The sequence below is a fragment of the Ktedonobacteraceae bacterium genome (assembly GCA_035653615.1).
Lineage (GTDB): Bacteria > Chloroflexota > Ktedonobacteria > Ktedonobacterales > Ktedonobacteraceae > DASRBN01.
This window is the reverse complement of the sequence record DASRBN010000038.1, coordinates 102,720-129,072: the sequence shown is the minus strand read 5'-3', so window position 1 is coordinate 129,072 and position 26,353 is coordinate 102,720. Positions and strand designations below refer to the sequence as shown.

Here is a 26,353-nt window from a genome sequence, read left to right as displayed (position 1 = left end):
TAAAGGTGGCCTTGTAGGGACAGCGCCTTGTGCCTGTCCACCGTAGCCGATCAAATGAAAACCCCGTCTGTTATGCCTTTCGTTGCAGTGAGAGCAATTTGCGCGTGCGCGTGCCAAAGCTGTACGTCCACATCAGGGCCATCAGCACGGCAATACCACCGAACAGGTTGCGATTCGGATCGGTCGAGAGAAAGAACATCGTGAAAGCCATCAACCAGCAGCCCAGAGCTACCATGCCCGGCATAATCAGGCTCTGCGGCCCTCGCACAACAGGTGAAATGAACGGACGATAGACCTGCGGAGCGCTTACTGTTTCTTGCGAGGGAGCCGTCGCGTTGCCTGCCCGGGCTTGCGCTTTAGTATTCGAATGCTTCTGTAGGGGCCGATTCATCGTGCCCATTGCCGATTCATCGGCCTGCAAAAGTAGGGGCCGATTCATCGTGTCCACCGCCGATTCATTAGCCCTGCGAGCTGTGGCCTGTGATCTTCCTGTTCGTTTTCTTGCTTTTGGCATAGTACTTACTCAACTTCCCGGGGCTGTTTTACCGGGCGGTGTTTGGCCCGGCGCCGATTCGCCTGCTGCCGTCGCGTTTTCCTGATTTGCTTCTTCCGTTGCCCCGTGGAAAGCGTGACCAAAGGTCGGCGTACCGGGGTGCAGGCGCTCTTCCATGCCCTGCCCCAGCTTTTTCTGCACCACGTGTTCCACGCCCTTCTGCTGGTATGGCCCGGCAACGGCTACATTCGGGTCAACCTGCGTCGTCGCGGGCGGCTTGGTGGTTAATGGCACCTGGTGGAAGCTCTTGAGCAGGGGATAGCCTTCAAATTCATCATCCAGCATCATGCGCCTCAGATCGGGATGCCCTGTAAAGCGAATGCCGAACATATCGAACGTTTCGCGCTCCAGCCAATTGGCAGTAGGCCAGACGGATACAACGCTATCCACTTCGGGCTTCTCGCTATCTATGCGCACTTTCAGTTGCAGCAGTTGCCCGCGAGTAAGCGAGCGCAAGTTGTAGACGGTTTCCAGGTGATCGACCATATCGACGCCCGAAATGCAGCTCAGCATATCAAAACCCAGCTGGTCGCGTAGGAAACGGCACACAGCCACCAGGTTATTACGATCAACATCCAGGCTGAGATAATCGCCTCTCAGCGTCTTTGGATTGACCGGTTTTCCGGTTATTTGGGCTATTGGAGCAAGGTCCCGGGCGAGCGCTGCGTTCTGGTCGCGATATCCACTCGTAGAGGTAGTGAGACTTCTTGGACGTGGTACTATATCCATCGCACAACTCCCTTGCGCCACGCGTAAGCCAGACCAATCGCAAGCACAATAATAAAAAAGAGAATTTCAAAGAAGCCAAAAACGCTTAATTGCTTAAAGATGACCGCCCAGGCGATAATAAAGACAATATCTACATCAAACGCCACGAAAAGTAGGGCAAAGATGTAGAAGCCCAGCGGATATTGAACCCAGGCGGAACCTATCGGAGTCTCACCGGATTCATACGTCTGTAGTTTCTCTTTGGTTCTACTATGAGGGGCGATGATGTTTGCCACGGTGGTCGTCAGCATCACGAATATGAAACCGGCGGCAAACAGGATGCCCGCGTATAGATAATTGAGGTTAACAGTCGTTACCAAGTGCCTTCCCTCCAAATAACTGCCTTCGTTCTGTACGTGGATGAATAAAGGCAAAATGTGCTGTCTTGATTATAGCACAGGAGAGAAGCATCGACCAGAGTCCGCCCCTACGCTCCTGGTAGAGGCAATTCTGGTAGGGTAACGTTCTCGGGCTTGGCGATCAACTGGACGTTTGATATGGTGGGCTGGCTACTCATTTCATTGATGTAGATCACAATCACGCTTACATTGTCCTCACCACCGCCATCCAGCGCCGCCTGGATCAGCGCCTTCCCCGTCTTATTGGGATCGGGCGCAGGGGCACTCATCAGACGTTGTATCTCCGGATCGCGCACCATATCCCACAGCCCGTCAGAACACAGCAGCAACTTATCGCCTACCTGCAGTGGCACCTTGAATGTATCGACCTCTACAAACGGCTTCTCGCCCAGGCTGCGATAAATCTGGTTGCGTTTGGGATGCGTATAGATATCATCGGGCTTAATAATACCCGCGTCAACCAGGCTCGCCACCACCGAATGATCGTGTGTGATCTTGATCAGTCCTTCAGGCTCGCGATACAGGTAGGTACGACTATCACCCACATTGGCAACATAGGCGATTGCCCCCACGATTAAGGCAGCTGTCATCGTGGTTCCCATATCAGCTCGTTCTTCCATATTGCGCTGGTGAACGGCCTGATTTGCGCGTTGCACTCCCTCGTTGAGCAGGTTTTTAAAATCGTCCTCGCTCATCGGCTCATCGCTGGCAAGTTTCGGTAGCATGAAATCGATAATCGTCTGAATCGCCAGCCGACTGGCATCCTGTCCATTCGCGTGCCCGCCCATGCCATCCGCCACCACAAATAATCCGAACTCCTGCGGCTGCGTATTTGTGGGCCTTGGCGCCTGTAGCGCGAAGTAGTTATCCTCATTGGGTTTGTGCTTGCGCTTAATACCGCGATCGGTACGCGCCCCCACTGCCAGGCTCAGATTCATGCCCTGCAACTGTTGTATATCGTAAGGCTGCGTCCTATCGGAATCGTTCGCGTTTCCGTTGCTGGGCGGGAATTGCAGCGTCGGCATCTCGCTAATAGAAGGCGCGGCGGGCGTACCGGAATAAACCTGTGCGGGACTCATCTGAGCAGGTGGCTCTACTGGAGGAGGCGGTACAGCGCGCAGGTGTAATCCAGAATCCGAAGCCGAGAGCAAGTAATGGCAGTTCGGGCAGACGGAATCATCGGTAGTGACCTGTACGCCGCAGTTCGGACAACGCACCGTGCTGAAGGGGGATTGCAACCGCGCTGTAATCTTCTGCTGGCGCTGTGCCTCTATCTCGGCCAGCCGCTGCGCCTCAGCCTGGTCCGCCTCGAATTGCGCCAGTTCTTGCTTGCGTCGCCCTCGTGCCTGCCCGAACTTCAGGCTTACCAGGATCAATAAAAGTGCCAGCAAGATCACCACGCCGATAATTCCTACCAGTATCACCTGCCCGGCAGGGAAGCCTAAAATTGTGCCGCTGCCACTATTTCCAGCGCCGGAACCACCAGTAGTACTCTTGCCATTCTTTTGCAGCGCTGGCACCACGTGCTGCTGGTCATAATTCCCCGCGGCCTTGAAATCAGGGTTGACAGGGGGATTCGCGTGGGCTATGGCAGTGAGGGCCGTATGCGCCCCCTGGAAATTATTGGCATAGTAGTCCGAAATGCCGATGTGCCAGTTCCCCTCTAAGGGGTTCTGGCTCTGATGGCGGACCTGCGCCGTCGGTGAAAATTCTGGCTGCCGGCTCAGCAACACGTTGATCTGCGTTGCGGTGATCGTCGTGTTCTCGTTCACATACAGGCCGCTCAAGCTTCCATCCGGCGCTATCAGGGGCATCCCTGGCTCGTAGGTTCCAGCTGGCGATGGAGTAGCCTGGATGGGAGCAGTAGCTGTTGGGGTGGCAGTGGAAGAGACGTTGCCGGGCGCATGGCCCACCGGCGAAGTGATAGCATCGGGAACCAGGTAGTGCGCCAGCGTGTTGGGGTCGGTTACCGCAACCGGCGTCGTCGGCCAGGAACTACTCGCGCTCGCCAGTTCGATGCCGAACGAGGTGTCGTCGGTATTCGCATTAGGAGTAATGGTCAGAAATGGTTGCAGGTGCTGCGCATCGCTATGGAAGGAAAAGAGTACCGCTCCTCCAGGGCTTGCCATGCCATCCAGTGTTTCAAGTGTACCGGTAGCGGCGTCACGGCAGAACGATTGCGCGCAGTTGAGCTGTCCGATGGGCTGGCTTAAAGGGGGCAGACCGCTATAGGTGGTATTGGCCAGCACCTCAACGGTCGTCAGGATACCAAATGTCCCCGGCCCCTTACAGCTGGTGCCGTTGGTTGTCACCAGCGAGCTATCGGTCACCACCCAGGTATTCTTGTCGGTTGGGCTATTGGGGAGCCAGCTGCCAACAATCGCGCCTAAGCCAGTACAGAGCATCCTGGAAGAGCTTCCAGGCACCGTATAGGTGACGACCAGGCGTACCACCGCAACATCGGCCAGGTCAAACGCTTCTTGTTGTGAGGAAGAGAAAGCATGGTCGCTCGCGCTCCTGCTTGTCGAGGCGAACGCCAGCGAGGGAATCAGCAGTTGGAGGGCTATGAGCAGCCCACCACATATGGAGAGTACAAGCAAACCTGTATTTTTGCGCATACCAGCTACGAAGCCATGCGCGCTCAAATGTTTTTCTCTCCTTACATCCGGCCTGCATCGAAGTGTTGTCGTAGTATTTCTCATCGTCCCACTCAGCTCCGCAAAAGAATGTATGTTTGTCCCGCTCTGGCTTAACGCCTCAACTGAATACGCAATCGTTGCAGCATAGCCTGGGCCGCCGTATTCGCCGGCATCGCCTCGACTACAAATCTGCATTGTTCGAAAGCCTCTTCGAGCTTATTTTCGCGTTCGTAGACCTGGCTTAACAAAAACCGCGTCTGGTGATCGGCGGGGTTGATCGTTAGCACCTGAACAAAAGCCCGTTCCGCCAATGGCAGTTGATTCAGGCGCCAGGCAAGCTGGCCGATCGTGTAGTGAATGCCTGGTTGTTTGGGATCGAGCCGGGCCGCTTCCTGGTATTCGCGCAACGCCGGTTCCAGTTGCCCCGTCTCCTCGAAACACTTCGCCAGCCGCATATGCGCCTCGAGGTCATTGACGTTCAAACGCAGCGACTCTGTGTAGGCGGGAATGGCTTGCGCCGGTTGCCTTCGAAGATAGAGATAGACATCGCCCACCAGTTTGTGCGTCTCCGGATCGGTATTATTCAACTGCAAGGAACGATTGTACGCCTGCATTGCCTGCTCAGGCTGGTTGCGGCGCGCAAAGACCTGCCCATAGAGTTTATGCACCAGGGCATTATTCGGCTCAAGCGCGTAAGCCTGGCCGGTGACCGCATATGCCGGATCGATGCGACCGGCCCGAATGTGATCCTGCGCTAACCGGATCAAAGCTCCCGCCGGGCCGGTTAATCCGTTGCCGCTCGCAGCTGGTCTTGATGGAGTATTGCGATCTCCCCCCGGTACTGTGGCTACCGGCGCTACTGCCGGTGGATTCACCCGAATTGGCGGCAGTTTGATAATCGCCTGCCCCATCTCGGCGGCGCTGGCCCAACGCTGTTCTAAATTGGGGGCCAACGCCTTCATCAAAATTTGTTCGAAAGCGGGCGAAATATCCGGTCGCAGCAGGCGAACGGGCGGGAATGAGAAGATGCTCGGTTTATTATTGGCCGCGTCATGGCGCGTCAGCACTTTATGCAGGGTTGCGCCCAGCGCGTAGATATCGCTGCGCGGTTCAGGCATGCCGTGAAGTTGTTCGGGGGGAGCGTAACCAATCGTCATGATAATCGTCGATTGGCGCTGTGATTGCACCGTGCGGGCAATGCCGAAGTCAATCAGCTTGATCTCGTCCTGGTCGGTAACCATGATATTGGAAGGCTTGAGATCACGGAAAATTACCGGCGGCTTCTGATTATGGAGATAGGTTAAGACACTGCATACTTGCTGCCCCCAGCTGCGAGCGCGCGCCTCGGAAACGCCGCGCGCTCCATTCACGCCGGGAACATTCCCCTCTTTTTCCAGCACCTCGGCAAGCGTTCTTCCCTCAATAAAATCCATCACCAGGTAATGTCTCTCACCCTCCGCGAAGAAATCACGTACACGGGGAATGCAGGGATGATTCAGATCGAGCAGGAAGGTTGCCTCGCGTTTGAACCACTCAACAGCTTTTCCCCGTTCTTCATCCGTCGAGAAATCGTCCAGCATCTCTTTGACCGCGCATGGACGATCAAAACGCAAATCTATCGCGCGGTAGACGGCGCCCATACCCCCGGCGGCCACCAGTTTCTCAATGCGATATCTTCCGAACGAAAGCTCCGTACCTGCAGGTAAACGATGATGACCTCCCTCACTGAACTTCGCACCGCTATCCGCGTTCCCATTGTTTTTTGCGCCAGGTGCTACCTGCTGCGCGGATTGCGCGGAATTGGGAACAGAAAGCGCCTGTGGAGACACGGGCGGCAAAGGATATTCCGGCGGATTGCCTCCCATACCACTTTGTGGGGTGGCAGGATTACTAAGAGAAGCCGGATTGTTAGGGTCAAATGGATAATTATTCACCATATTTTTTCATCGCTCTTTAGTGCATGTCCAGGGCAGAAACCTGGGTGACCGCAAGAAATCGCCTTAACCATAATCTGGCCGCATTATAACATATTCTTCAATAAAGGGCAGTAGGAAAGTACACATCCTCAATGCGACCTGCTCCACAAATGTTGCGTGTTAACCGGCATTATTCAGTGCCCGGTCTGCTTGCTCCGCTGCATCCACATCCGCCTTCATCCAACGAGCGCCGAAAATGCCAACCAGACCGGCAATTACCAATGCAGGTGTACAGGTAATCAATAGGGCATGGCTCAAGTCCTGGCCACCTACGCTGTTCTTGAAATGCAGTCCATGTGTCGGATCAAAGACGGTCGCCAGTGTTCCTACCAGCGAGGGTGCAAAAGCATCACCCAGCAGGTGAGCAATGAGCAGTGTGAGGGCCACTGCCGATGCTCGCAGGATCGATGGCACGACATCCTGTGTGGCCGCCGTGCTGGGACCCTGGTAAAACAGGATCAACAGCGTGGTAAGGATAAAGAAAATACTGAAAATTCTGAGATCATGCACGGTAACTGCCACCGCAAAAGACGGGGCGCTCAACAAGAAGCCAATGCCGCATACCAGCACGCGCGCTCCCGGATGACGCCGGTTCAGAACGTCAGCCAGGTAACCTCCAAGAATCGTGCCCGCCATGCCCGCGAACACGATCACCGCTCCAGAGAAGAGACCTGCCTGCCCCGAAGTCAGACCAAACGTATCTTTCTGCTGCAAATAGGTCGGCAAAAAGACAACGTTTACCCCCAGCACAAAGAAGGCGAATATCTGCATCACAATCAATACCACCAGCGTCTTGATGCTCAGCAAGGTTCTAAATTGAGCAAAGATACTCGAGGTAATGTGCAGTGTATGCGGTGGCTCCTCTAACTCGGTCGCGTTGCCAAACGAATGGGAGTCCGGTCCTACGGCCTCATCGGCCTGGTTGCGGCGAGGTTCGCGCACCCTCCATGCCAGAAATGCCAGGATCAGACCAGGAATGCCGGTAAAGATGAATGCCAATCGCCAGCTGCCTATAAAGAGACCGGCCACTGTGCCTCCAACCACAAAACCAACCAGGATGCCAACGAGCTGGCCAACACTCCACCAGCTCATGACGCGCGAGCGTGTAGAGCGTCGAAAGTAATCGCTCATGAGCGCAGTACCGGCAGGGAAATAGCCCGCTTCACCAATACCCAGCACCATGCGTGAAAGGAAGAGCGTGATAAAGCTGTTTGCCAGAGCGGTGAGGGCGGTGGCTACACTCCAGACGGCCACACAGATGGCAACCACATTTCTGCGCTTGGCTCGATCCGCCCAGATGCCCAGGGGAACCGTTCCAAGCGTGTAGACGATCAGAAAAGCCGATGCGATGTACCCAATGCCATCAAATCCAAACCCCAGTTCTTTTGCCACCACATTAGCCGCGCCGGTCAATACATTGCGATCAAGATAGTTCAGGAAGTTGATGCTGAACATCACCCAGAAGACATAAGCGGGATAGCCACTCAAAATGCGTTTCGGAACACGGGCGTTGACTTCCGAAGAGTCAGGAGAGGTCGTGATGTCACTCATGTGCGCCTCCACGTCGAGGATAAAAATAAAATAATAACGAGGTCCGCCTCGGATACAATGCGTATTGTACCATGAGCTTATTGAGTTGGCTAGAGAGTACTCTACCTACATCTTGACGCTTAACATCTCCAAAAAGCTCCACGATTTTAAGTCACGCTCCAGGTGGAAGCGTAAGAGGCTGTGCATGACCATCTCTAACTCGATCTGCAATTGCTCGTCCAGGCGCAGGCGTGAGGCCTCTATCCACTTGCTGCGCTGTAAGAAGCGCAACACCTTGAGGGCATTCAATGAGAGACGACGCTCCCAGAAGCGCGAGCATTGCGGGCACAATACACCACCTGAAGAGGCTTTGAAGCCGTTCTCTTCGGGCAGCAGCTCGTTTCCACAGTGGGCGCAGTTCTGTAACGCAGGCTCATAGCCGATTGCGGAGAGCAGGCGCAGTTCAAAGTAGCGCAGTAGCAACCTGGTATGTTCATCCGCGCGGGCTGTGGAAGGCCCGGTATCGTTGGCTCGCTGTTGCTCCAGCGCCATAGCGTCCGCGTCCAGGTAGCGCAAGGTTTCAAGCAGCAGGACATAGATATCGAGGTGGGGCGTCGAATCTTCAACAAAGCGATCAATCAGCTCGGCGAGATAGAAGCCGCAGGTCATATGCCAGAGATCGGATCGCAGGTGCAGGAAGTTTTCGCGTCCCTCGGCCTGTGTCACGATATCGAGGTTGCGACCCAGCGCCACCTGTAACTGGCTGCGGCTGAGCAGTTCAAGATGGCCGGCCAGTTTGCTGACGGGGCGGCGCGTGCCCTTGGCGATGGCATGATATTTTCCCTTGCCCGGCGTAAAGAGGGTAACGATACGGTCGGCTTCGCCCAGGTCGATGCGCTTGAGGATGATCGCTTCTGTGGAATAACTATGTTGCTGTCGCATGGGGAAAACCATCACTACTCAATAAAAAGACGTGACTCCGAGATCACGTCTGATGGGAGGCGACGAGCGGATTCGAACCGCTGGTGCAGCTTTTGCAGAGCCGTGCCTTACCACTTGGCGACGTCGCCGGAAAAACCATTGGATGATGGGGAGCGGGAGACGGGGATCGAACCCGCGACTTTCTCCTTGGCAAGGAGATGCTCTACCACTGAGCCACTCCCGCTTATATTGCCTTGCTTTCGTAACACTAAGATATCATACATCAGGTGATTTGTCAACAGGTTTTTGCGGCGAGAGATAATCTTACCTACTCTACCGTAAATCCTCGTTCTTTCAATAGCGCCATCACCTGCTCCAGTACTTCTGGTGCTACACGAACCAGGCGATTTTCCTGGGAGACCTCTGCACCCAGCAAGGGTCCAAGCTCCTCATCTGCCTGGATATCGCGTAGGGCCTGGGCTGAAAGACTGAGCAACGGCGAGCGTTCGACCTGTATCGTGTCGCGTTCCGCATAGCCGCCACCCCATAATCTGAGGCGTATCAAGAAAGAGGCCGGGATGCCGCCCTCACAGTAGTGTTGTAGGAAGCGTATAAGATTTTCTAACGCGAGACCGGAGTTGCAAGCCGCCGCGATTGCCGTTGCCGTCAGCTTGCGCCATCCGGTGCTTTCATCCGGCTCGCTAAAGCGCTCAAGTTCGGCGGCGAGGTAGAGGTCAACCAGGGGATGGCAGGGTTGTAAAAGGCCATCGTTTTGTAGTCGCCACTGCGGTTCGAATGTCGGCAGGCGCCCGCTTTCCAGGAGATTCTCATGTATGGGTGCGGAGACGAGCGCGGGCAGGTAGTTGCGCTGCCAGAGAAGCTCCTGGATGTTTGCCAGCTGGTTGGCGGCTACCTCCGCCAAACGAGGAGCAAGGCGGCGCCCCAGCATAGAACGAATTGACTCATCGGCATAGAGCGCATCCAGCAGGGTTTCATCATCGACTTCCAGCAGTGTCATGCCCCTCCAGAGTTCGATGCGGCGTGCCTGGCGTTCCCACTCGAGCAGCGAATAGCGCACGTTTTGGGGAATATTGCTATCGTCCCCGGCTGCTTGTTCCAGTATCTCCTGGATGGCAGCGGCCTGCATGCCGACCTGGATGGCGCGTGTAACGCTTGCCCTTGTGAGACGGTACTGTGCGATACGTTCCAGGCGCACGCGCTCGGCAAAACGGTCCAGGTTGACCAGTAGCGCCTCAGAAACGGGCGCCAGCGCTACCAGTTCGAAATTTGGCTGCACGATCAATCGCCCCCATTCCGGCTCTTTCATCTCAATGGGATGATCGGCGGTGACCAGCTCGATATCCCTCGACAGGCGGAAAGCGCCGGGATGCTTCTCATCGTTTATTTCGACCAGTCCCAGCCAGCGCAGAGGCCCGGATACGATGGAACGAATAAATCCGCCCTCAACCTGGTGCCAGCCTTCACGGTGTGTTAACCAGCCGCGGCGCAGGCGAAAATCCCACCCGTAGGGATTGCTGCCAATCGAATAGCGATCGACACGCGACCCGTACTGGCGCGGAAAGAGCAGGTAAGGAACGTAGAGCTTGGTACGTGCAATAAAAACAGCCAGTTCGTGCCATGTTTCCGGCTGCGCGTGAAGAACGCGCTGCACAACGAACTGCCTGGCTCGCACGGACTCTTCGTGAGCCGGTTCGAGAGGAGCAGGAGCGGGACGCAAGACCACATCCGGCAAATAAACAAGTTCGTTCCAGAAAGAGCTTTCGAGCCAGAGGCGATAGCAACGCCGCGCCCGTTCAAGCAAAGGCAAGGCAAAAAAAGCATCCGCGGGAGCCGCGTACAATACGCCGCGCCGTTCGTAGAGCAAGCCCAATTTTATCAGCAATAACCTGATGAATAGCAGGTGGGGGACATCGGATTCGGTGCGTATGCGCTCTATAAGCGGCATCGTGGATGACCATGAGAGACTGCCGGTGGGCGAGCGGTAGAGAGTCGATTGTTCGCGCTCGTGGTCACTCCTACGGTGTGCCGTTGCAGCCTGGCTTTCTTCGGGCAACTGGATGCCGCCATTTTCTACCAGGTGCGTCATGCCCGCAGCCTGTACTTGCTCCAATACCTGGCGCAAGGACGAGCGTGCGAGTAATTTATTGTTGATTAACGGTAACCCTTCGCGCGTTCCAGCGACAATTGACCAGTAGAGATATAACGTGCGCTGCAAGCCCTGCACCGCTTCACCCAATTCCACACCTTCGAATAAAGAAGCTGTTCCTTCCTTCTCATCTAGCTGCCACTCTTCATTCGCGATCTCCATCACAGCCTGGGGTACAATCAGCACACCATCATAAACGCCACTGGCGTAGTCACGCCCGACAAAATTCGTCTGTTTTCCCCAGAACAACAGCCCCAGGACTAGCAGGCGGTGTACCGCTTGCTCAAAAGTGCCATGTGGATGAGGAGCCGGATATTGAGGCGGCCCGCCTTGCGATGCATGACGTACAACTGTACCATGTTCGCCCGTTGGAGCGCTGCTGGACGTGCCGGATGGAGCAGGTTTTGATAGGGGAGTCGTCTCTCTTTTACTTTTAGGAGGATGGAGCAGGCCGGCCATGGTGAGGTATAAGGCCAGGTCGCGGCTGTTGGCACGACCGCCGCACGAAACCAGTTCCTTCAAAATGATGACTTCTGACTCGCTCAGGCTTTGTAAAGTGTCGCGGATCGCTGTAGGATCGAAAAGATGTTGCGCAATTTCAGTGATTTGTGCGGAGGCGGGATCGATGACGAATTCAAGATGCAGGTCTTTGAGCGGAAATAATGACCGGCGTGCCTTTACTAACGCCTGTAAGTGATAGGGAGGCACGCTTTGTAAGAGGTAAAGATCGCTCTGCTGCATATCACCCCGCCTCATCATGTAGGAGTGGGGCCTGCCCGCGCCGCTTCAGCTCGTCAATGAGACCTTCCGCACCCTGTTTTTTTACTATCATCAACGTTGGATGCACCGGACGCACAATCGCATCGTTTATTGAGGTCACGGCAGCGAGTTCACGCAAGACAGCACTATCGGCAACTTCGAGCAAGGTTGCATCGGTGTAGAGGCGAATGCGACCATAATTTGCTATTCTACTTTCAAGTTGCGCAAGCCAATTCGTCACGGATGTACTTTCACCATAAGCCGGGGTTGCGACATTACGCAGCAACTCTAGTAAAGGAGCAGGCGATTGTCCGCAGCTGAACGCCGCGCTCAATGATGCCGCGGTGAGTCGATAGCACAGTTGACACGCCTGAACACCGCAGATTTCCGCGAAACGTTCGATCAGCTCAATCACTTCCCAGTTCTCAGGAACAGAGGGTAACAGCAGCCTGCCCTCTTCAGACACAGTAATCGTAGGCGCCAGACTTACCGGGCCGTTCTCCTTGAAGGCCAGATTTTTTTGGTTCATGCCGGCCCCAACTCTGTTCGTTTCAGGAGTGTCATTTAAAAGCGCGCCAGCCATTGACGTCAGGCGGAAAGCAAGCAGGCGCTCGTCAGCTGATAGCACAATATCTACCATACCCCACCAGTGCAGAGGGCCTTGTAGTAAGCGAGCAAGGTAGCGTCCTTCCCCACGCAACCACTCGGACAACTGGCCGGGGCGCAAGGGCCGTCCCTCTTCCTGCTCTATCCACCAGTGCGGTGATGAAAATTGGCGCTGCCTTCGCTGCAAAAAGTACGGATTTAAGCGGTAGATAAAGCGCGCAAAGGAAGGAAAATTGATCCAGCGATCTCGTGGCGCCTGTGCTATCAATGCGGTAAGTGTTTGCCGCGCCTCACTATTTTCAGCTTCCAGTTCCCCGGCTCGCAGCGCCGCCTGGCCTAACGGTGTGCTGCGACAGCACAATCGCACTCCCTCGTCGTTCAGATCGAACAGCTCGCCATAACTGGCCTGCTTTAACCAGTGAGTGAAGAGTTCACGTAAAACATCGGCTCTTCCGGGGCCAAGCAATAACTGCGCGGCATTGGGCAATACACGCAGGCATGGCGCCGGCCCGTCACCTGGATAGACGATCTCAGCCATTCTTAGCAATCGGACCGCGAAGCGCAAAAATGCCAGCGAATATCGATTCATCGTCGCGGCCTGCAATGATTCCAGCAGCGAAGGTTCCGGCAAATCGCCAGGAGATGGAATCACTATTGACCCATCGCTCGCCACCGGGTCTCCTTCTTTGCGGGGAGTTGTTGACGAGATCCCTGCTCGGTTAACGGTTCCTACCCCGGTGCGATATAACTGATCTCTGGCCGATAAATCGGCGCTGGGTGCGATAAATCGGCCCCTACGGGTATCGCGACGCTCTTCCCGTTCAACCGGATAGCCATCCAGGGCGCGCGCTACTAATAAAAGATCGGCCAGAAGCCTGTATGGTTCCGTCGCCTGGACATTGAGCGCCTCTCCATTTCCATCACCGGATGATTCGACATCAAAAGTGGTGACGGGAACCGTTACATGTAAGGCCCTGCGGACTTCCAGCGGCACCTGCCAATGCAGGTCGAGCGATGATCCACTCAGTCCGACACGCTGTTGTAGCGAGGCATTGAGGCTGGTTCGCAGGATAAATGCTTTACTTGAGAGGGTGAGCAGTGTTGCTTGTAACTGGCCGGGGCCACCCAGGGAGAAGCGTTCGCACAGGCCGCGCAGGTCTTCATCGCTCATGCTGCCGCCGGCGAGCGTGAGGGCGGCTAACAATTGGCGCTGCGGCTTTTCGAGGGTTGCCGCCATGCGTCGCACCACTTCCGGCTGCTGAACCATATTCGTGATTGCTTCAATTAACTGTTGCTTGTTCAGACCAACCGTTGTTAAATCGTATTCGCGAGCGATACTACGCAGTTCACTCAGGCTTAATGGTGCAAGCATTTCGGCAATAGTGCCTGCCTGCTCGGTGATCCTGGACGCCTGCGTGCTGAAACGTGCTGCGCTACGCTGCGCCGAGGTGGTGGCGATATCCCGGCTCCTTCGCAAATCCTGGCCGGTGGTTTCCACGTGAGAATCCTGGATGGTTGATAGAATGGGCGGATCGTCCTGGGAATCTGGAGCATCGCTTGCCTCAATATCTTTGACAAAAGATGGGGGGGACGTGGAAGGAGGCATTATTGTTGATTGAAAGGTTGCGGGATGCGCAATCCATTGGTAAAGCAGCGCGGCAGCGTGGGCACAGGGGGAAGCTTGCCGGCCACATGTGCAGGTGGCAATCCATGAATGATCATCGCGCACCTCGACCTCGACACTGTAGCGCCCTGGAGCGTTTTGCGCATCTGCTTCTTTCACCTGTGTGGCGCCATTTGTGTGTAATACTGCCTGCTCAGGAGACATATCCGGCACATCAACGATACCGAAGACCCTGGCGTCCTGGCGCTTCGTCGAATGGACGGCGCCAATACGGCAGTATTCCTGTCCCAACGAAGCGACCGTCAACCCGGCCATGCTAACGATATCTGTCTCCCGGAGGCGCAACAAAGCGCCCGGCACCCCACTATATGCGCCATACACATCATACATAACAAGCTGCTCCGGCACCTACTCGTCTTCACCTTCCTGGCGGATAGCATGAGACGAAAGAATCGCGATAGTTCGCATCTGGAATCGACCACGTTGCGTTATAATAGCACGTAGCAGACAGGGGGTCAATCGTAGCGCCGTCAACACGTCACTGCCTGTGCCATTATTAACCAATAGAACGGCAAACAGGGGCAAAAGTCACGTGAGCAATAGGGCTTATTCTCATACAGGCGCTGATGCCTTCATATAGGTGAGGCGTAAGCTGCTATACTTCAGGGTATTAGAAACAAACTAACTAGAAGCGGCGCTGCAAACCTGCAACATCCCGCACGACATAAAATTCTATCGAGGTGCCAAACATTCCTTCTTCAATGATCAGGGGCGCAGGTACGATCCAGCCGCCGCAGATGCCTGGCAGCGCGTTTTGACGTTCTTTAAGGAGCAGATCGCAGCGAGGGCCGGGGTGTGGGAACTTCGCTACTCACTATCAGATAGATGCTGTCTCTGCTCCATCATCCCGACCTGTTCGTATGAAACCGGGGAGGAAAGAATCTCTTTATGGCCGTTCCAGGAGACAGGCGAGTGGGCATTTTCGGCAGGACGAATATCCTTTGGCTCGTAAGAGGCTACCAATCGCTCGCGCATCTGCGCGAACGTCTCAGCGTCGATCTCGCCGGCCGCGTAGCGCTCGCGTAGTTTATCTAAGGAAGAGAGGCCGCCTGGTGGCGAATCCAGCAGGTCTGCCAGAAGAGGCCTCATATAAGGCAGGATCAATCGCAGCAAGACCCAGGCCATGATGATAAGCATGGCTATCCAGAATACAGTGCCCAATGCCGATAAAAACATTGAGGGTTCCGGGCCTGGGCCGGGTGTGGGTCCCCAGCCGTAGCCGCCATCCCAGGGATGTGGATGCCAGTGCATCCACGGGTGTTCATGTGGCCCCATTCCCCATATCCTCCTTCCTTCATTTCATACAGGCGATTTCTGAACCTCTCCAATTGGCACGATTTTACTTGACCATTTCGGATTGGAGAGGTAACCTTTCCTTATTGGCAGCGGCGCGAACGCTCATGGCTGCTCGCCCCCGTCTGAGATTGCCCGCCGGGTCCAACAGCCGCCGGCAGAACAGTACCCCTACCAGTACGACGCTGGCGATATAGATACCGAGCGCCCAGGGTGTCTGCGTGTCGCTGCCCGTGCCCAGACCGTGAATGGTCGCCAGGACATAAATGCCCAGCGTCAAAACGTGCAGCCGCCGCCACCAGCTATAACCGATATGCGGGCGCAGCCAGGTGCTGATGCTGATAGCGATGCCAAGGTACAACGCGACGATGCCGAGCGCCATCCAGAATGTACGATAATTACTGGCAAAAGGAATGAATACTTCGTACCAGCCAAAACGCGTGAACGGGTCTATCCAGACCGCCAGCACATGCACGACGATAAAGATCGTGCCGAGCAACGTCAAAAAGTTATGTAATTCGCTGTTGATCAGTCGCGGCCAGCGGCTGGGTGACTGCAACTGCGTCGAGAGCGCCAATCCTACTGCGACTGCTAACGTCAGTAATATATATGCGGTAAAGCCGCCTGCCCGCGCCACATTCCAGGTAATTGCTTCCCATATTGCCATGATTGCACCTCCATAATTGCGCAGGCCGCACTTCCACCGTCTCTAGTATATCATAGTGTATCGTGTCTGCGGCCTGCAAGCATCAAAATTTCCTCAAGAAACACTGCTTCCGCTTACGGATGACGATGAACTACTTGAACCAAAATTATTGCTGCTATGTTGATTAAAGTAGCCGCCTGAGCTGCTTGTAGAGCTATTTGAATTACTCGAGCTACTCGTATTGTTATTCGAACTGCTTGAGTTGGTAGAAGACGAACTTGACGATGATGTCGATTGAGAAGTCGTCGATGATGTATTGCTAGTTGCGGCGGTAGTAGCGACCTGGTGGTAGGCTACAAGCCCGCTGATCGAACCGAAGCTGACGATAGATGCCACGACAAGCCATTGCTTGAACCTGCGAACCAGCTCCAATGCGCGCGCCTTTGTCATGCGCTGCTCTTTGGGTGCCTGCCTTGTACTCCTGGTGCCTTTTACGGGCGCCTGGCCTTCCCTCCTGGCGCTTGCAAGAGTGGACTGCCCTTCCCTCCTGGCATCCGCAAGAGGCGCCACAACATTTTGGAGCCGTTGAGCGCTAACTCTTTGCTGTTGCCCCCGGTATTGCGCAGGTGAAAGCGGCCAGGCAGTCTGCTCCTTCATGGCTGTAGTATCTTTCTTTGCGAACATTTGATTCTGCTGCGGTATCCAGGGAATAGATTGTTCATATTCGTATGGATTTGTTTCCATTGTCTGCTCTCCTTCTGACTTTCAAATGCATAGGTGAGGTCTCTTTTCCTCACAGTATGAGCATAGCCTGTGTTGATTTAATCTTCATTGGAGAAAAATGTGAGGTTTCCAATATTGGAAGGAAGCTGGACGGCATGCAAAGCCGTCCAGCTAAAGCGTTCATTTCGTAGTCGAGCAATAGTACAGCGTTCCTCCACCTGAGCCAGACCCACTGCTGGTCGAAGAGGATTGCCAGGCGCTTGACGGTACTGCCGTGCAGTTCTGTGTCACCCAGGAAGTGAGAGAACTTTGCTGGCCGGGACCAGAACCGCCCGACCCGCCGAATCCTCCTGGCACATCTGCTCCGGGTCCTGGAAAATCTCCGTTCTGGCCGGGCAACTGGTCGAGTGTTTGCTGGGATGAACCAGAGCCTCCCCCGAAGGAGCCAAGCAGGAAGTAGCGCACCGTTCCACTCTTTACAAGCGCGGCTAGCTGCGAGGTCGTCAGGATGGGGTCGCTGCCGCTGAAGCCTCCCAGGGCCATGACCGGCCTGTTGGTTGCCAGGATGATGCTATCGGCCGTGTTTGAGCTGGGTACCGCTACCAGGTACTTCGCGCTCCCCTGGTGTGCTTCCAGGTATTTAATGAGCGCGGCATTTACGCCTCCTATGTTCGCGGTGCCATTGCCGCCAAAGCCCCCTTGCTGGGTTGGGCCTGCCACCGGCAACTGAACGGAAACGTCTTCCAGCACCGGTATGGCAGCCCACACGGTAGGCGTAATCACCAGCCCCAGGATAGCAAGAGCCAGTATGGGCAGCATATAACGCGCCTTGTTGATAGCGAGGTCGAAGCGCGGGAGCAGGCGGAGAACGAACAGTACGATGGCTCCCCCTACGCAAAGGATGGCGATGATAGGTATGAGCGCCTGGCCCCAGGTGGGATAGCTATTCAGGATGTTGATCTGGACGACAGCCGTGGCGATCAATGCCAGGGGCAGCAGCCAGCCTCTCCATCCAGAGCGGCGGTAATCCTTCCACATAGTGACGATGCCTATGCCAGAGAGCGCGGCAATGGCTGGCGCCATCTCGGTCAGGTAGTACTGGTGGAAGAAGCCCGCGACGCTGAAGAAAACGCCCATGGTCAGCAGCCACATACCCCACAATATCAGTGATTGCTGTTTGCGGTCGCTTTGCGGGCGTGGTCGTCGCTGCCAGGCAACCGCGAGCGCGCCGAGTATCGCCAGGGGTAACAGCCAGGCGATCTGTCCTCCTAATGGTTCAGTAAAGAGACGCAGCGGGCCAGGCGTACCGGTATCAAAAACGCCGTTGCTGCCTCCGGCGCCCTGCGGTCCGCCATTTCCATTCGCGTTGCTGGATTGATTGGAAGCGCCCGCGTTCGCATTTGTGCGTCCGCCGATGCCGAATTGTCCCAGCAGGCGGCTGATACCATTGTAGCCAAGCGCGAGGCTAATTTCTGAGTTATTCTGGCTGGAGCCGACATAGGGACGTTGCGAGGCCGGGGTGAGATCAACGGCCAGCGCCCATGAGAGCGAAATGGAGAGCAGCAGCAGTCCGGCCAGTGCCAGGTGCAGCACGCGCTTCCATATGCTCCTGGGCGCGGCGAGCAGGTAGAGCAGGCCATAGGCGGGCACGACCAGGTAAGCTTCCAGCATCTTGATATTGAAGCCTACTCCTACCGCTACGGCGCACAGCAGCAGCCAGCGCAGCTTCCCGGTTTCGGCGGCCCGTAGCACTGCCCAGGCCCCTAACAGCAGAACCAGCGCCAGCGTGCTATCAATCGTATTATTGCGATTGGTCACGATGCTGATCGGACTGAGCGCCAGTGCCAGCGCAGCCAGCAGACCGGCCACCACGCCAAAGTGACGCCGCACCAGGTGATACAGCAGGGCTACCGAGAGCACGCCTGCCAGCGCCTGGGGCAGAAATACGCTGAAAGGCGTAAAACCGAAGATTTTGGCACTCAGCACTTGCAGCCAGAAGCCCAGTGGAGGTTTGTCAATGGTGACAAAGCCGCCGGGGTCGTATGAGACAAAGAAGAAATTGTGCAGGTTATCGAGCATACTGCGCACCCCGGCGGCATAATACAGGTTGCCGAAGCCATTCTGCCCCAACTGGTAAAAATTCATGAAGATCGAGATGAGCATTACCCCCACCAGCGCCAGCCGCTGCCAGAGAGATGAGGGAGTAGCGGCCTTCTTCCCAGCCGTATGCTCACCCGCTTGTACTTGAGCCGTCGTATCTACTATTGCCATGTAGTTCTTCTCCTCGTGTTAGTAAATGTTCTGGCAATTGCGCCAGGTATATCGTTTTATGAGCTCAAGCATAGAGCCTGCTTATTGATTTTCTATTGGAGAGTCATGAGAGAATTCCAATCTGGCTCCTACGCCCCATTTCCAGGCATACGTGAAGAGGTCGCGCAGCGCGCGCAGGATGACGACTGGGTTTGCTCCTGTGGCGCGCCCGGCCAGGCGCGGGCGATGATGAACGCCGATCTCGCGATAGCTGGCTCCCGCGCGCGTCAACTTGTATAGTAACTCGGCGTTGATCATGGCGCCGCGTGTCTCCAATGGATGCTGGCGCAGGAATGCGGTGTGCAGGAGTTTGAAAGCGCAATCTACGTCGCGAACGCGCACGCCCAGGACTGTATGAATCAGGAGTTTCCATCCCCAGGCATTGAGCTTGCGCATCCACGAGTCCTGGCGGTCGATGCGATAGCCAATCACAGCCTCGTATTCATCGATGTAGGGGAAAAATTGTTGCAGGTCGCGTATGTCAAATTGCCCGTCGGAGTCCATGAAAAAGGTCAAATCCTTCGACGCTGCCGCGAAGCCGCTCGCGAGGGCTGCTCCATAGCCCTGGTTGATGGGATGGGTGATGAGACGAACCTGCGGATATGTACCGGCAATCGCGGCGACAATCGCTCCCGTGCGGTCCGTACTCCCATCGTTGACAACCAGCACCTCAAAGTCCATATGCCAGCCGGTCAAGACGGCGAGAACATCGAAAATGGTGCTGGCGATGACCTGCTCTTCGTTATATGCGGGCAGAATGACGGAGAGGCTATGACCAACGAGAGGCTTATCGTGCCGTCTACCTACAAGATGCTGCTGGTATTCGCCGGAAGCAGCTCTTTCTTGCATAACCGGCAGTATTCGATCTTCAAGTGGGATTGTAGCGAGTCGCCGGGATGTTGTTTGCTCCGCGTGTCCCTTACTCACGAAGACCCACAGTCGCATCCCCAGGTAGGAGATCAGCGCGGTGCCGCCGATAGCAAATACCTTCGAGGCATTCGCCCACACGATGGCATTGACCAGCACGGGATGCAGCAGATTGCTGGCAAGCCAGAGGATGATACTGCTCCATACGATGCCGCACAAGGTTGTCGCGACGAAGCGCAACAGTTCCTTGCGGGTCGTCTTCTGTCTTTGCTCGAAGGTCCAATATTTGTTGAAGAGAAAGCTGTTGATGGCTCCTATACTAAAAGCGAAAGCGCTGTAAGCCAGCAGCATGACGGTGCTGCTCGTAGGAAACAGCCACAACAGGCCATTCAAGATCAATAAATCTACCACTGTATTCAGCCCGCCAACCAGGGCAAATCGCAGAACCTGCCCGAACAAAGCGAAGCGGCCATTTATAAGAGGAACGCGGCGGCTTTGTGCCGGTTCTCGATGATATTGAGGCTGAACGGTAACGACGTTTTCCTGTGGCTCTCCCTTGCGGAGTTGCAATGTTTCTAACATAGTTATTTCCTCTCAAAAAGCGTAAACTGAAGCTCAAAGAAAGCAAGATCCCCTGAACCATCATGCCGTTCAGGGTAGCAGGGGTCGATGAGACGTACATTGGAAGAACATGAGGGATTTCTCATGCAGCTACTTGCGCTTCATGAGAATTCTCTCATACACTTCTCATAAAAAATCAATAAAGCGATGCTAAGCTAGCACGTAAAGATGGGTCTAGATGCTGGCCCCTTATAGCAGCAGAAATTGCTATGCGGTATAGTAGGGAAAGGGCGATTTCCCGCATGAGGGTATGAAACGAGGGACGGAGCAATGCATATACTTGTTGTTGAAGACGAGAAGCGCCTGGCATATTTGTTGCGCCGCGTACTGTTGGAGGAACGCCATACCGTCGACCTGGCGCACGATGGTGAGACCGGACTTGACCTCGCGCTAAGCGATACCTATGACGTGGTTATTCTTGATCTGATGCTGCCAGAAATCGATGGCATCGAGATTTGCCGCCAGATGCGCGCCGAAAACATTATGACGCCGGTGCTGATGCTTACAGCGAGAGGGGCGGTTGAGGATCGCGTGATGGGCCTCAATGTGGGCGCCGACGACTATCTGACCAAGCCGTTCGCGATGGAGGAATTGCTGGCTCGTGTCAACGCGCTGCTTCGCCGCCGGGACCGCCGTTTTGACGAGACAGTTCAACTGACGGTGGCAGACCTGACGCTCGACCTGGTCAGGCATGAGGCGCGGCGCGGCGGGCGCGTCATCGAGTTAACCGCCAAAGAGTTCGCCCTGCTGGAATACCTGATGCGCCATCCTGGGCAGGTACTTTCGCGCACGCAAATTACCGATGCCGTCTGGCGTTATGATCTCGAGGCGCTTTCCAACGTCGTAGACATCTACATTCACTACCTGCGCGACAAGATCGACCAGGGCTTCTCACGCCCATTGATCAAGACGGTGCGGGGCGTGGGCTACAAGATCGATGCCTGAAACGGCGCGAAGGAGCAATGGCATGCAAAGGAGCAGGTTTGCCCAGGGGTCGCCAAAGTCGCAACGGTCGTTGTGGCCCTTGCGCCGGAGCGGGAGTCCTTTCTCAAGAGAACCGGGAGCGATCTTGTTTCGCGGGCTTAGAATTAACCTGACGCTCTGGTATTGTGGCGTGCTGGCCGCGGCCCTGATTCTGTTTAGCGTGGCCGTTTATATCAGCGCGCAGCAGTTCCTTTTAAACCCCATCGAGAGCGATACCCAGATGCATGCTCAAGATCACTTGCATGAATTGCTTTCAGGCCCGCCCTCACTTGTTGCCTGTCCATTAGATGACAATACAGGTCAATTCGGCGGACCAGGCCGGGGAATTTTTATGCCCGAAATAATCGCCTGCTACGATCAGCATGGCAATCTGATCTCGAATGGTACAGGACTTCCGGCTGCGTTCCTCTCCAATAATCTTGCGAAGGAAGCGCTGCAAACAGGTCATTCGACCGCCGATATCGTGGATACAGGAAGTCCATATGGGCAAATCTATCGCTACGCGCTGCTTGTGCCGGAGAACGACGTCTCATCGCTGAGTTCAGGCAGCGGGAATGTGCGCGTAATCGTGGCTGCCGAGGTTGTCCAGCCAGAGGAGCAGGCGCTCTCCGTGCTGCTGAAGCTTATGCTCGCTTTTGGCGGCGTCGCGCTGGTCGGCGCGGGAGTGGGCGGCCTGTTCTTATCCAATCGCGCGCTGGCCCCGGCCCGCCTGGCCTGGACGAACCAGCAGCGTTTCATCGCCGATGCCGCGCACGAATTGCGCACGCCGCTGACGCTGCTGCGCGCCGATGCCGAAGTCCTGTTACGCAGCCACGGGCAGATGGACGAGGAAGATACACTGCTGTTAGAGGACATCGTCGCCGAAACAAATCACATGTCGAACCTGGCAACCAACCTGCTGACGCTGGCGCGCCTGGATAACAGCGCATCTCACCGCGAGCACGAGGTGGTGAATCTCTCCGACATTGCCCGGGCCGGGGTAAGGCGCATACAGGCTCTCGCCGATCAGTCGGAGATCAGCATTATCACAGAACTCGATGATGCGGCGGTGGTGATAGGCGACCCCATGCAGCTCGAACAGGCCGTGCTGGCGGTACTAGATAACGCTATCAAATACAATCGTCCCAGGGGTCAAATAACGGTTCGCACGGCGATAAAGCAGGGACAGGCGCTGCTCGAGGTACGCGATACGGGTATCGGCATCTCAGCCGAACATCTTCCACACCTGGGAGAACGCTTCTACCGGGTGGACAAAGCGCGCTCGCGGCAGGCAGGTGGCACCGGCCTCGGCCTCTCTATCGCTCGTGGCATCACCATAGCCCACGGTGGCACGCTGACTCTGACCAGCATCCCCGATTCGGGCACGACCGTCACCATGCTTTTGCCCCTCGCGCAAGGGACGCGGCTTGAACATCCACGTGAAGAGGCGCGCGACCAGTAGGGGAGCTTGCTCCCTCACCCCATATCCGCCCCTACTGGATACGCCTTTCATTTTCCCTGCATCATCTTCCCTGCATCATCCTTGAAAAATGGTGTAGGGTTTTGGGAAGTGTTTGCGACAAAGAGATAGGAAGACAAAATAGAAGAGCGAGATGATAACTGGATAGGAACGGGTATGGCTGCTACAATATCCATCATGAGACCTGGAGATAAAAACCTGTTTGATGAGCCTGGCGCCTTTGAGCGCGAACAGCCAGGAACGCTGCTTTCAGCTAGCCTGAACAGGGCGCTGGCGATGAGCCAGCCCCATTTGCTGCAACTTGCGCGCTCGCAAGGTATCCCACCTGCTGATGCTGATGATATCGTGCAGGAAACGCTGATCGAGGCCTGGAAGCACCTCGATCAACTGCGCTCGCCGGAACGCTTCGAGGCCTGGCTGAGTGGCATCTGCCACAATATATGCCTGCGCTGGCAGCGAACACGCAGCATGACGAACGCGCGCCTGGTAGATCTTTCCACTTTCTCTTCCACCGCTAACGACGAGCGCACATCCGCCTGGGAAGAAGAGATCGCCGACCCATACGCGCTTGACCCCGTCGAGGAATTGAGTCGCCAGGACATGGAAATATTGCTCGATTGCGCGCTGAGTCATCTTTCAAAAGAGGATCGGGCGGCAGTCGAACTGCATTACCTGGAAGAGTTGTCGCAGCGCGAAGTAGCCTCGCGCCTGGAATTGAGCATTAAGGCGCTAGAGGTACGATTGGTGCGCGCCAGGCGGAAATTGCGTCAAATTCTCAACACTGAACTACGAACCGAGGCTGAAACGTTTGGACTGCTACTTGATCCCATAACGGATACAGGATGGCATGAAACCCGTATCTGGTGCATGTTCTGCGCGCGTCACTACCTGCAAGGGCGATTCGATACGCTTCCTGATGGGCGAGTTGACCTGCTCATGCGCTGTCCGAATTGCTTTGATGGTGAGCCGCGGGCGTGGATCAAAACCGGCGGCTTCCCCGAATTGAGCGGATTGACATCGTTCCGTCCGGCATGGAAACGCATACAGCGCCTCGCCATTGATTACTGGTTCAGGCAGCACTGTTTCTGGTGCCGGTCGTCTGTGCCCATAAGATTAGTTAGCCTCGCAGAGATGCCTGCCTGGCTTCAACCCTGGCATGGGCTGCGCTTTGTACGCGAATGCCCGGTATGTGGTTCTAATAGCAGCTTTTTTGTTGGTGCTTTTGTCTGGCTGCATCCGCTCGCACAGGATTTCGTCACGCAGCACCCACGCTGGATTAATGAGCCGGAAATAGTGACCGAATTCGCCGGTCAGCCGGTATTTCGCGCCCGTCTCACGGATATTACCAGCGCCGCCCGGCTCACCCTGATGCTGCACAGGGACACGCTGGAAGTGCTTGCCTGCTTCCAGGAATAGCATCTTTCCCCTATCCATCTTCTTCACAACCATCTTCATTTCCAGAAAGAGGGTTTCATCATGCTTGCCGTCATACGTCAACGTAACTTCGCGCTGCTCTGGTGTGGGCAACTGGTCTCTATGCTGGGCGATTGGGTGCTGCTGGTCGCGCTGCCGTTTTATGTGTACCAGCGTACCGGCTCGGCGCTGGCTACCGGCGCGATGTTCATCGTGGAGACGCTGCCGCGCCTTTTTCTTGGCTCCGTGGCAGGCGTTTTCGTGGATCGCTGGAATCGACGTTGGACGATGATTGCCGCCGATTTTTCACGCGTCTGCATCCTGCTGCCCTTGCTCCTGCTGCACGGTAGTAATACCATCTGGCTCGTCTATGTCGTGGCGTTTATGGAAACGACGCTCTCGCAATTTTTTACTCCGGCGTTTGGCGCTTTGCTGCCCATCCTGGTCGAAGAACGCCATTTGACGGCGGCTAACTCGCTTAATGCGCTCGGCGAGGAAATGACGCGCCTGGTAGGCCCATCTTTAGGCGGCGCTATGTTCGCGCTGTTTGGGCTGAATAGCGTTGTACTGGCGGACAGCTTCTCCTACATGTTTTCCGGAATCATGATTTTGCTCATCGTTCTGCCTGCTTCCGTCAGCAACCGGATTGCTGTAGATGTCTCACCGGAGCGATCTCCTGCGCTTCGCGTGTGGCACGAGTGGCGAGCAGGCCTGCGTGTGATGCGAAAAGAACGCCTCATCGCCGTGCTGTTCATCATCACGGGAACGGCGATGATTGGTGAGGGGGCGGGAAGAGCACTCTTTGTGCCGTTCTTAAGCCAGGTGGCAGGTAATAATGCGCTCATCTTTAGCTGGATACTGACGGCCCAGGGAGTGGGCGGCGTCGTTGGCTCGCTTGTGCTGAACCGTGTAGACAGGCTCATAGGCTCATTTCGTCTCGTAGCCCTTGGCGCGCTTGCAGCAGGTCTATGCTGTTTGATAGAAGTGACATTCCCCAGACTGCCGGTCGTCGTTATTTGTACCATGCTTGCAGGTATGCCGGTCGTGTTCTTCTTTGTGGCCGTCTATACGTTGCTGCAACGCAGGTCCCAGGACCGTTATCGCGGGCGCGTTTTCGGCGCGTATTTGAACAATAACACCATCTTGCTGCTAATCGGCCTTTTCGTATCCAGCTTCCTTGGAGACCGTATAGGCATTCGACCAACCATGTACCTGATGGGTTTCTTCTATTTCCTGGCCGGTATTGTGGCCTTGATCCTGCTGCGCCCTTTCTGGATCGCTGCACAGCAAGAGCAAGAAGTTACCCAGCCAGTTCATACATAACATTCGCTACTGCTGCCAGCGCCGCGGTTTCGGCGCGCAAAATACGCGAACCGAGCGACACAACCTGCACGCCGGAGCGTTGCGCCAGGACAACCTCTTCGGCCATCAAGCCACCTTCGGGGCCGATGAAGAGAACGACCGTTGTATGTGTTTGGGAATCCGATCGGGATTCGGCAGATTGCTGCGCCTTATAGGATGTCAACGCCTGCCGCAGGGTACAATTCCGTTCCTCTTCCCAGGGCATCAGCGCGATGGCTTCCGCGGGAATATCGTTGAGGGCGTGCATCAGTGGCCGGATGGGTAGGAGTTCCGGCAGGCGCGGGCGGCCGCATTGTTCCGCCGCCTCCTGGATGATGCGTTTCCAGCGTGCAATTTTGGATGGCCCGGCATCCTCAAGACCCGCCGTCGAGCGCCGGCAGAGGATGGGCGAGAACGTCGAGACGCCCAGTTCCGTCCCTTTTTCCAGAATCCATTCAAAACGCGCCGATTTGAGCAGTCCCTGGCAGAGGATGATGCGAACGGGCGATTCGCTTTTACCAGGACGCCGCTCAAGCAGGTGGACATCCACAGCTGTTTTGCTGATTGCCGCGACAGATGCCAGGACTTCCTCGCCGCTATTATCGAGCAGGAGCAGTTCCTCGCCTGGATTGAGGCGCAAAACGTCGCGCACCTGGTGAGCAAGCTCCTTCGGCAAGGAGATGCTGATGTTCGTTTCTTTCAGTAGTTCAGGGGAGACAAAAAAACGATGCATG

At 55.7% G+C, this 26,353-nt stretch carries 19 protein-coding genes and 2 tRNA genes; 4 read left to right on the top strand and 17 right to left on the bottom strand.

Translation table 11 applies throughout. From position 1 onward, the window contains the following. Positions 1-70: 70 nt before the first annotated feature. The 16 genes from VFA09_23480 to VFA09_23405 form a co-directional block, all read right to left on the bottom strand. Entirely contained in the window at positions 71-514 is a 444-nt protein-coding gene (locus tag VFA09_23480) for a hypothetical protein (GenBank protein ID HZU70251.1), read from the bottom strand. Positions 515-523: 9 nt separating this feature from the next. After that, positions 524-1,282, bottom strand: coding sequence for an NADH-quinone oxidoreductase subunit C (locus VFA09_23475; protein HZU70250.1), 759 nt, complete (start codon positions 1,280-1,282; stop codon positions 524-526). Beyond that, the gene (locus VFA09_23470) at positions 1,273-1,641 is read right to left on the bottom strand and encodes an NADH-quinone oxidoreductase subunit A (GenBank protein HZU70249.1); all 369 of its coding nucleotides are present in this window, start codon (positions 1,639-1,641) and stop codon (positions 1,273-1,275) included. Before VFA09_23470 ends, VFA09_23475 begins: the two co-directional genes overlap by 10 nt. Positions 1,642-1,748: 107 nt before the next feature. Beyond that, positions 1,749-4,325 (bottom strand): protein phosphatase 2C domain-containing protein, encoded by a 2,577-nt coding sequence (locus VFA09_23465; GenBank protein ID HZU70248.1) that lies wholly within the window; start codon positions 4,323-4,325, stop codon positions 1,749-1,751. Positions 4,326-4,429: 104 nt separating this feature from the next. Continuing rightward, on the bottom strand, positions 4,430-6,256 hold the full coding sequence (locus tag VFA09_23460; protein HZU70247.1) for a serine/threonine-protein kinase: 1,827 nt from the start codon (positions 6,254-6,256) through the stop codon (positions 4,430-4,432). A 159-nt stretch (positions 6,257-6,415) separates the two neighbouring features. Next, complete coding sequence (locus VFA09_23455; protein ID HZU70246.1) at positions 6,416-7,846, bottom strand: MFS transporter; 1,431 nt, start codon at positions 7,844-7,846, stop codon at positions 6,416-6,418. A 105-nt stretch (positions 7,847-7,951) separates the two neighbouring features. Continuing rightward, complete coding sequence (gene recO / locus VFA09_23450; GenBank protein HZU70245.1) at positions 7,952-8,767, bottom strand: DNA repair protein RecO; 816 nt, start codon at positions 8,765-8,767, stop codon at positions 7,952-7,954. Between the two features lie 57 nt (positions 8,768-8,824). Then, positions 8,825-8,895, bottom strand: a tRNA-Cys gene (locus tag VFA09_23445). Positions 8,896-8,918: 23 nt separating this feature from the next. Further along, positions 8,919-8,990, bottom strand: a tRNA-Gly gene (locus tag VFA09_23440). A gap of 84 nt (positions 8,991-9,074) precedes the next feature. Next, positions 9,075-11,654: a helicase-associated domain-containing protein gene (locus VFA09_23435; GenBank protein HZU70244.1), complete on the bottom strand. Its 2,580-nt coding sequence runs from the start codon at positions 11,652-11,654 to the stop codon at positions 9,075-9,077. A gap of 1 nt (position 11,655) precedes the next feature. Further along, on the bottom strand, positions 11,656-14,310 hold the full coding sequence (locus VFA09_23430; GenBank protein HZU70243.1) for a helicase-associated domain-containing protein: 2,655 nt from the start codon (positions 14,308-14,310) through the stop codon (positions 11,656-11,658). 459 nt (positions 14,311-14,769) lie between these two features. Beyond that, a complete protein-coding gene (locus VFA09_23425; protein ID HZU70242.1) occupies positions 14,770-15,237 on the bottom strand; it encodes an SHOCT domain-containing protein in 468 nt (155 codons plus the stop codon). Positions 15,238-15,301: 64 nt separating this feature from the next. Continuing rightward, complete coding sequence (locus VFA09_23420; GenBank protein ID HZU70241.1) at positions 15,302-15,922, bottom strand: ferric reductase-like transmembrane domain-containing protein; 621 nt, start codon at positions 15,920-15,922, stop codon at positions 15,302-15,304. Positions 15,923-16,015: 93 nt separating this feature from the next. Continuing rightward, positions 16,016-16,645 (bottom strand): hypothetical protein, encoded by a 630-nt coding sequence (locus tag VFA09_23415; protein ID HZU70240.1) that lies wholly within the window; start codon positions 16,643-16,645, stop codon positions 16,016-16,018. Between the two features lie 159 nt (positions 16,646-16,804). Next, complete coding sequence (locus VFA09_23410) at positions 16,805-18,895, bottom strand: glycosyltransferase family 39 protein (protein ID HZU70239.1); 2,091 nt, start codon at positions 18,893-18,895, stop codon at positions 16,805-16,807. A gap of 81 nt (positions 18,896-18,976) precedes the next feature. Beyond that, positions 18,977-20,383: a glycosyltransferase gene (locus VFA09_23405; GenBank protein ID HZU70238.1), complete on the bottom strand. Its 1,407-nt coding sequence runs from the start codon at positions 20,381-20,383 to the stop codon at positions 18,977-18,979. A gap of 309 nt (positions 20,384-20,692) precedes the next feature. On the opposite strand from VFA09_23405, the gene VFA09_23400 reads away from it, so the two are divergent. The 4 genes from VFA09_23400 to VFA09_23385 all read left to right on the top strand — a co-directional run bounded on the left by VFA09_23400 (position 20,693) and on the right by VFA09_23385 (position 25,601). Then, positions 20,693-21,367, top strand: a complete 675-nt coding sequence (locus VFA09_23400) for a response regulator transcription factor (protein ID HZU70237.1) — start codon at positions 20,693-20,695, stop codon at positions 21,365-21,367. A 22-nt stretch (positions 21,368-21,389) separates the two neighbouring features. Next, complete coding sequence (locus tag VFA09_23395; protein ID HZU70236.1) at positions 21,390-22,847, top strand: ATP-binding protein; 1,458 nt, start codon at positions 21,390-21,392, stop codon at positions 22,845-22,847. 174 nt (positions 22,848-23,021) lie between these two features. Beyond that, on the top strand, positions 23,022-24,281 hold the full coding sequence (locus VFA09_23390; GenBank protein HZU70235.1) for an RNA polymerase sigma factor: 1,260 nt from the start codon (positions 23,022-23,024) through the stop codon (positions 24,279-24,281). A gap of 60 nt (positions 24,282-24,341) precedes the next feature. Continuing rightward, positions 24,342-25,601: an MFS transporter gene (locus tag VFA09_23385; protein HZU70234.1), complete on the top strand. Its 1,260-nt coding sequence runs from the start codon at positions 24,342-24,344 to the stop codon at positions 25,599-25,601. Here VFA09_23385 and VFA09_23380 read toward each other — a convergent pair. Next, positions 25,579-26,352, bottom strand: coding sequence for a 16S rRNA (uracil(1498)-N(3))-methyltransferase (locus VFA09_23380; protein ID HZU70233.1), 774 nt, complete (start codon positions 26,350-26,352; stop codon positions 25,579-25,581). The two genes, VFA09_23385 and VFA09_23380, sit on opposite strands and share 23 nt — an antisense overlap. Position 26,353: the final 1 nt, after the last annotated feature.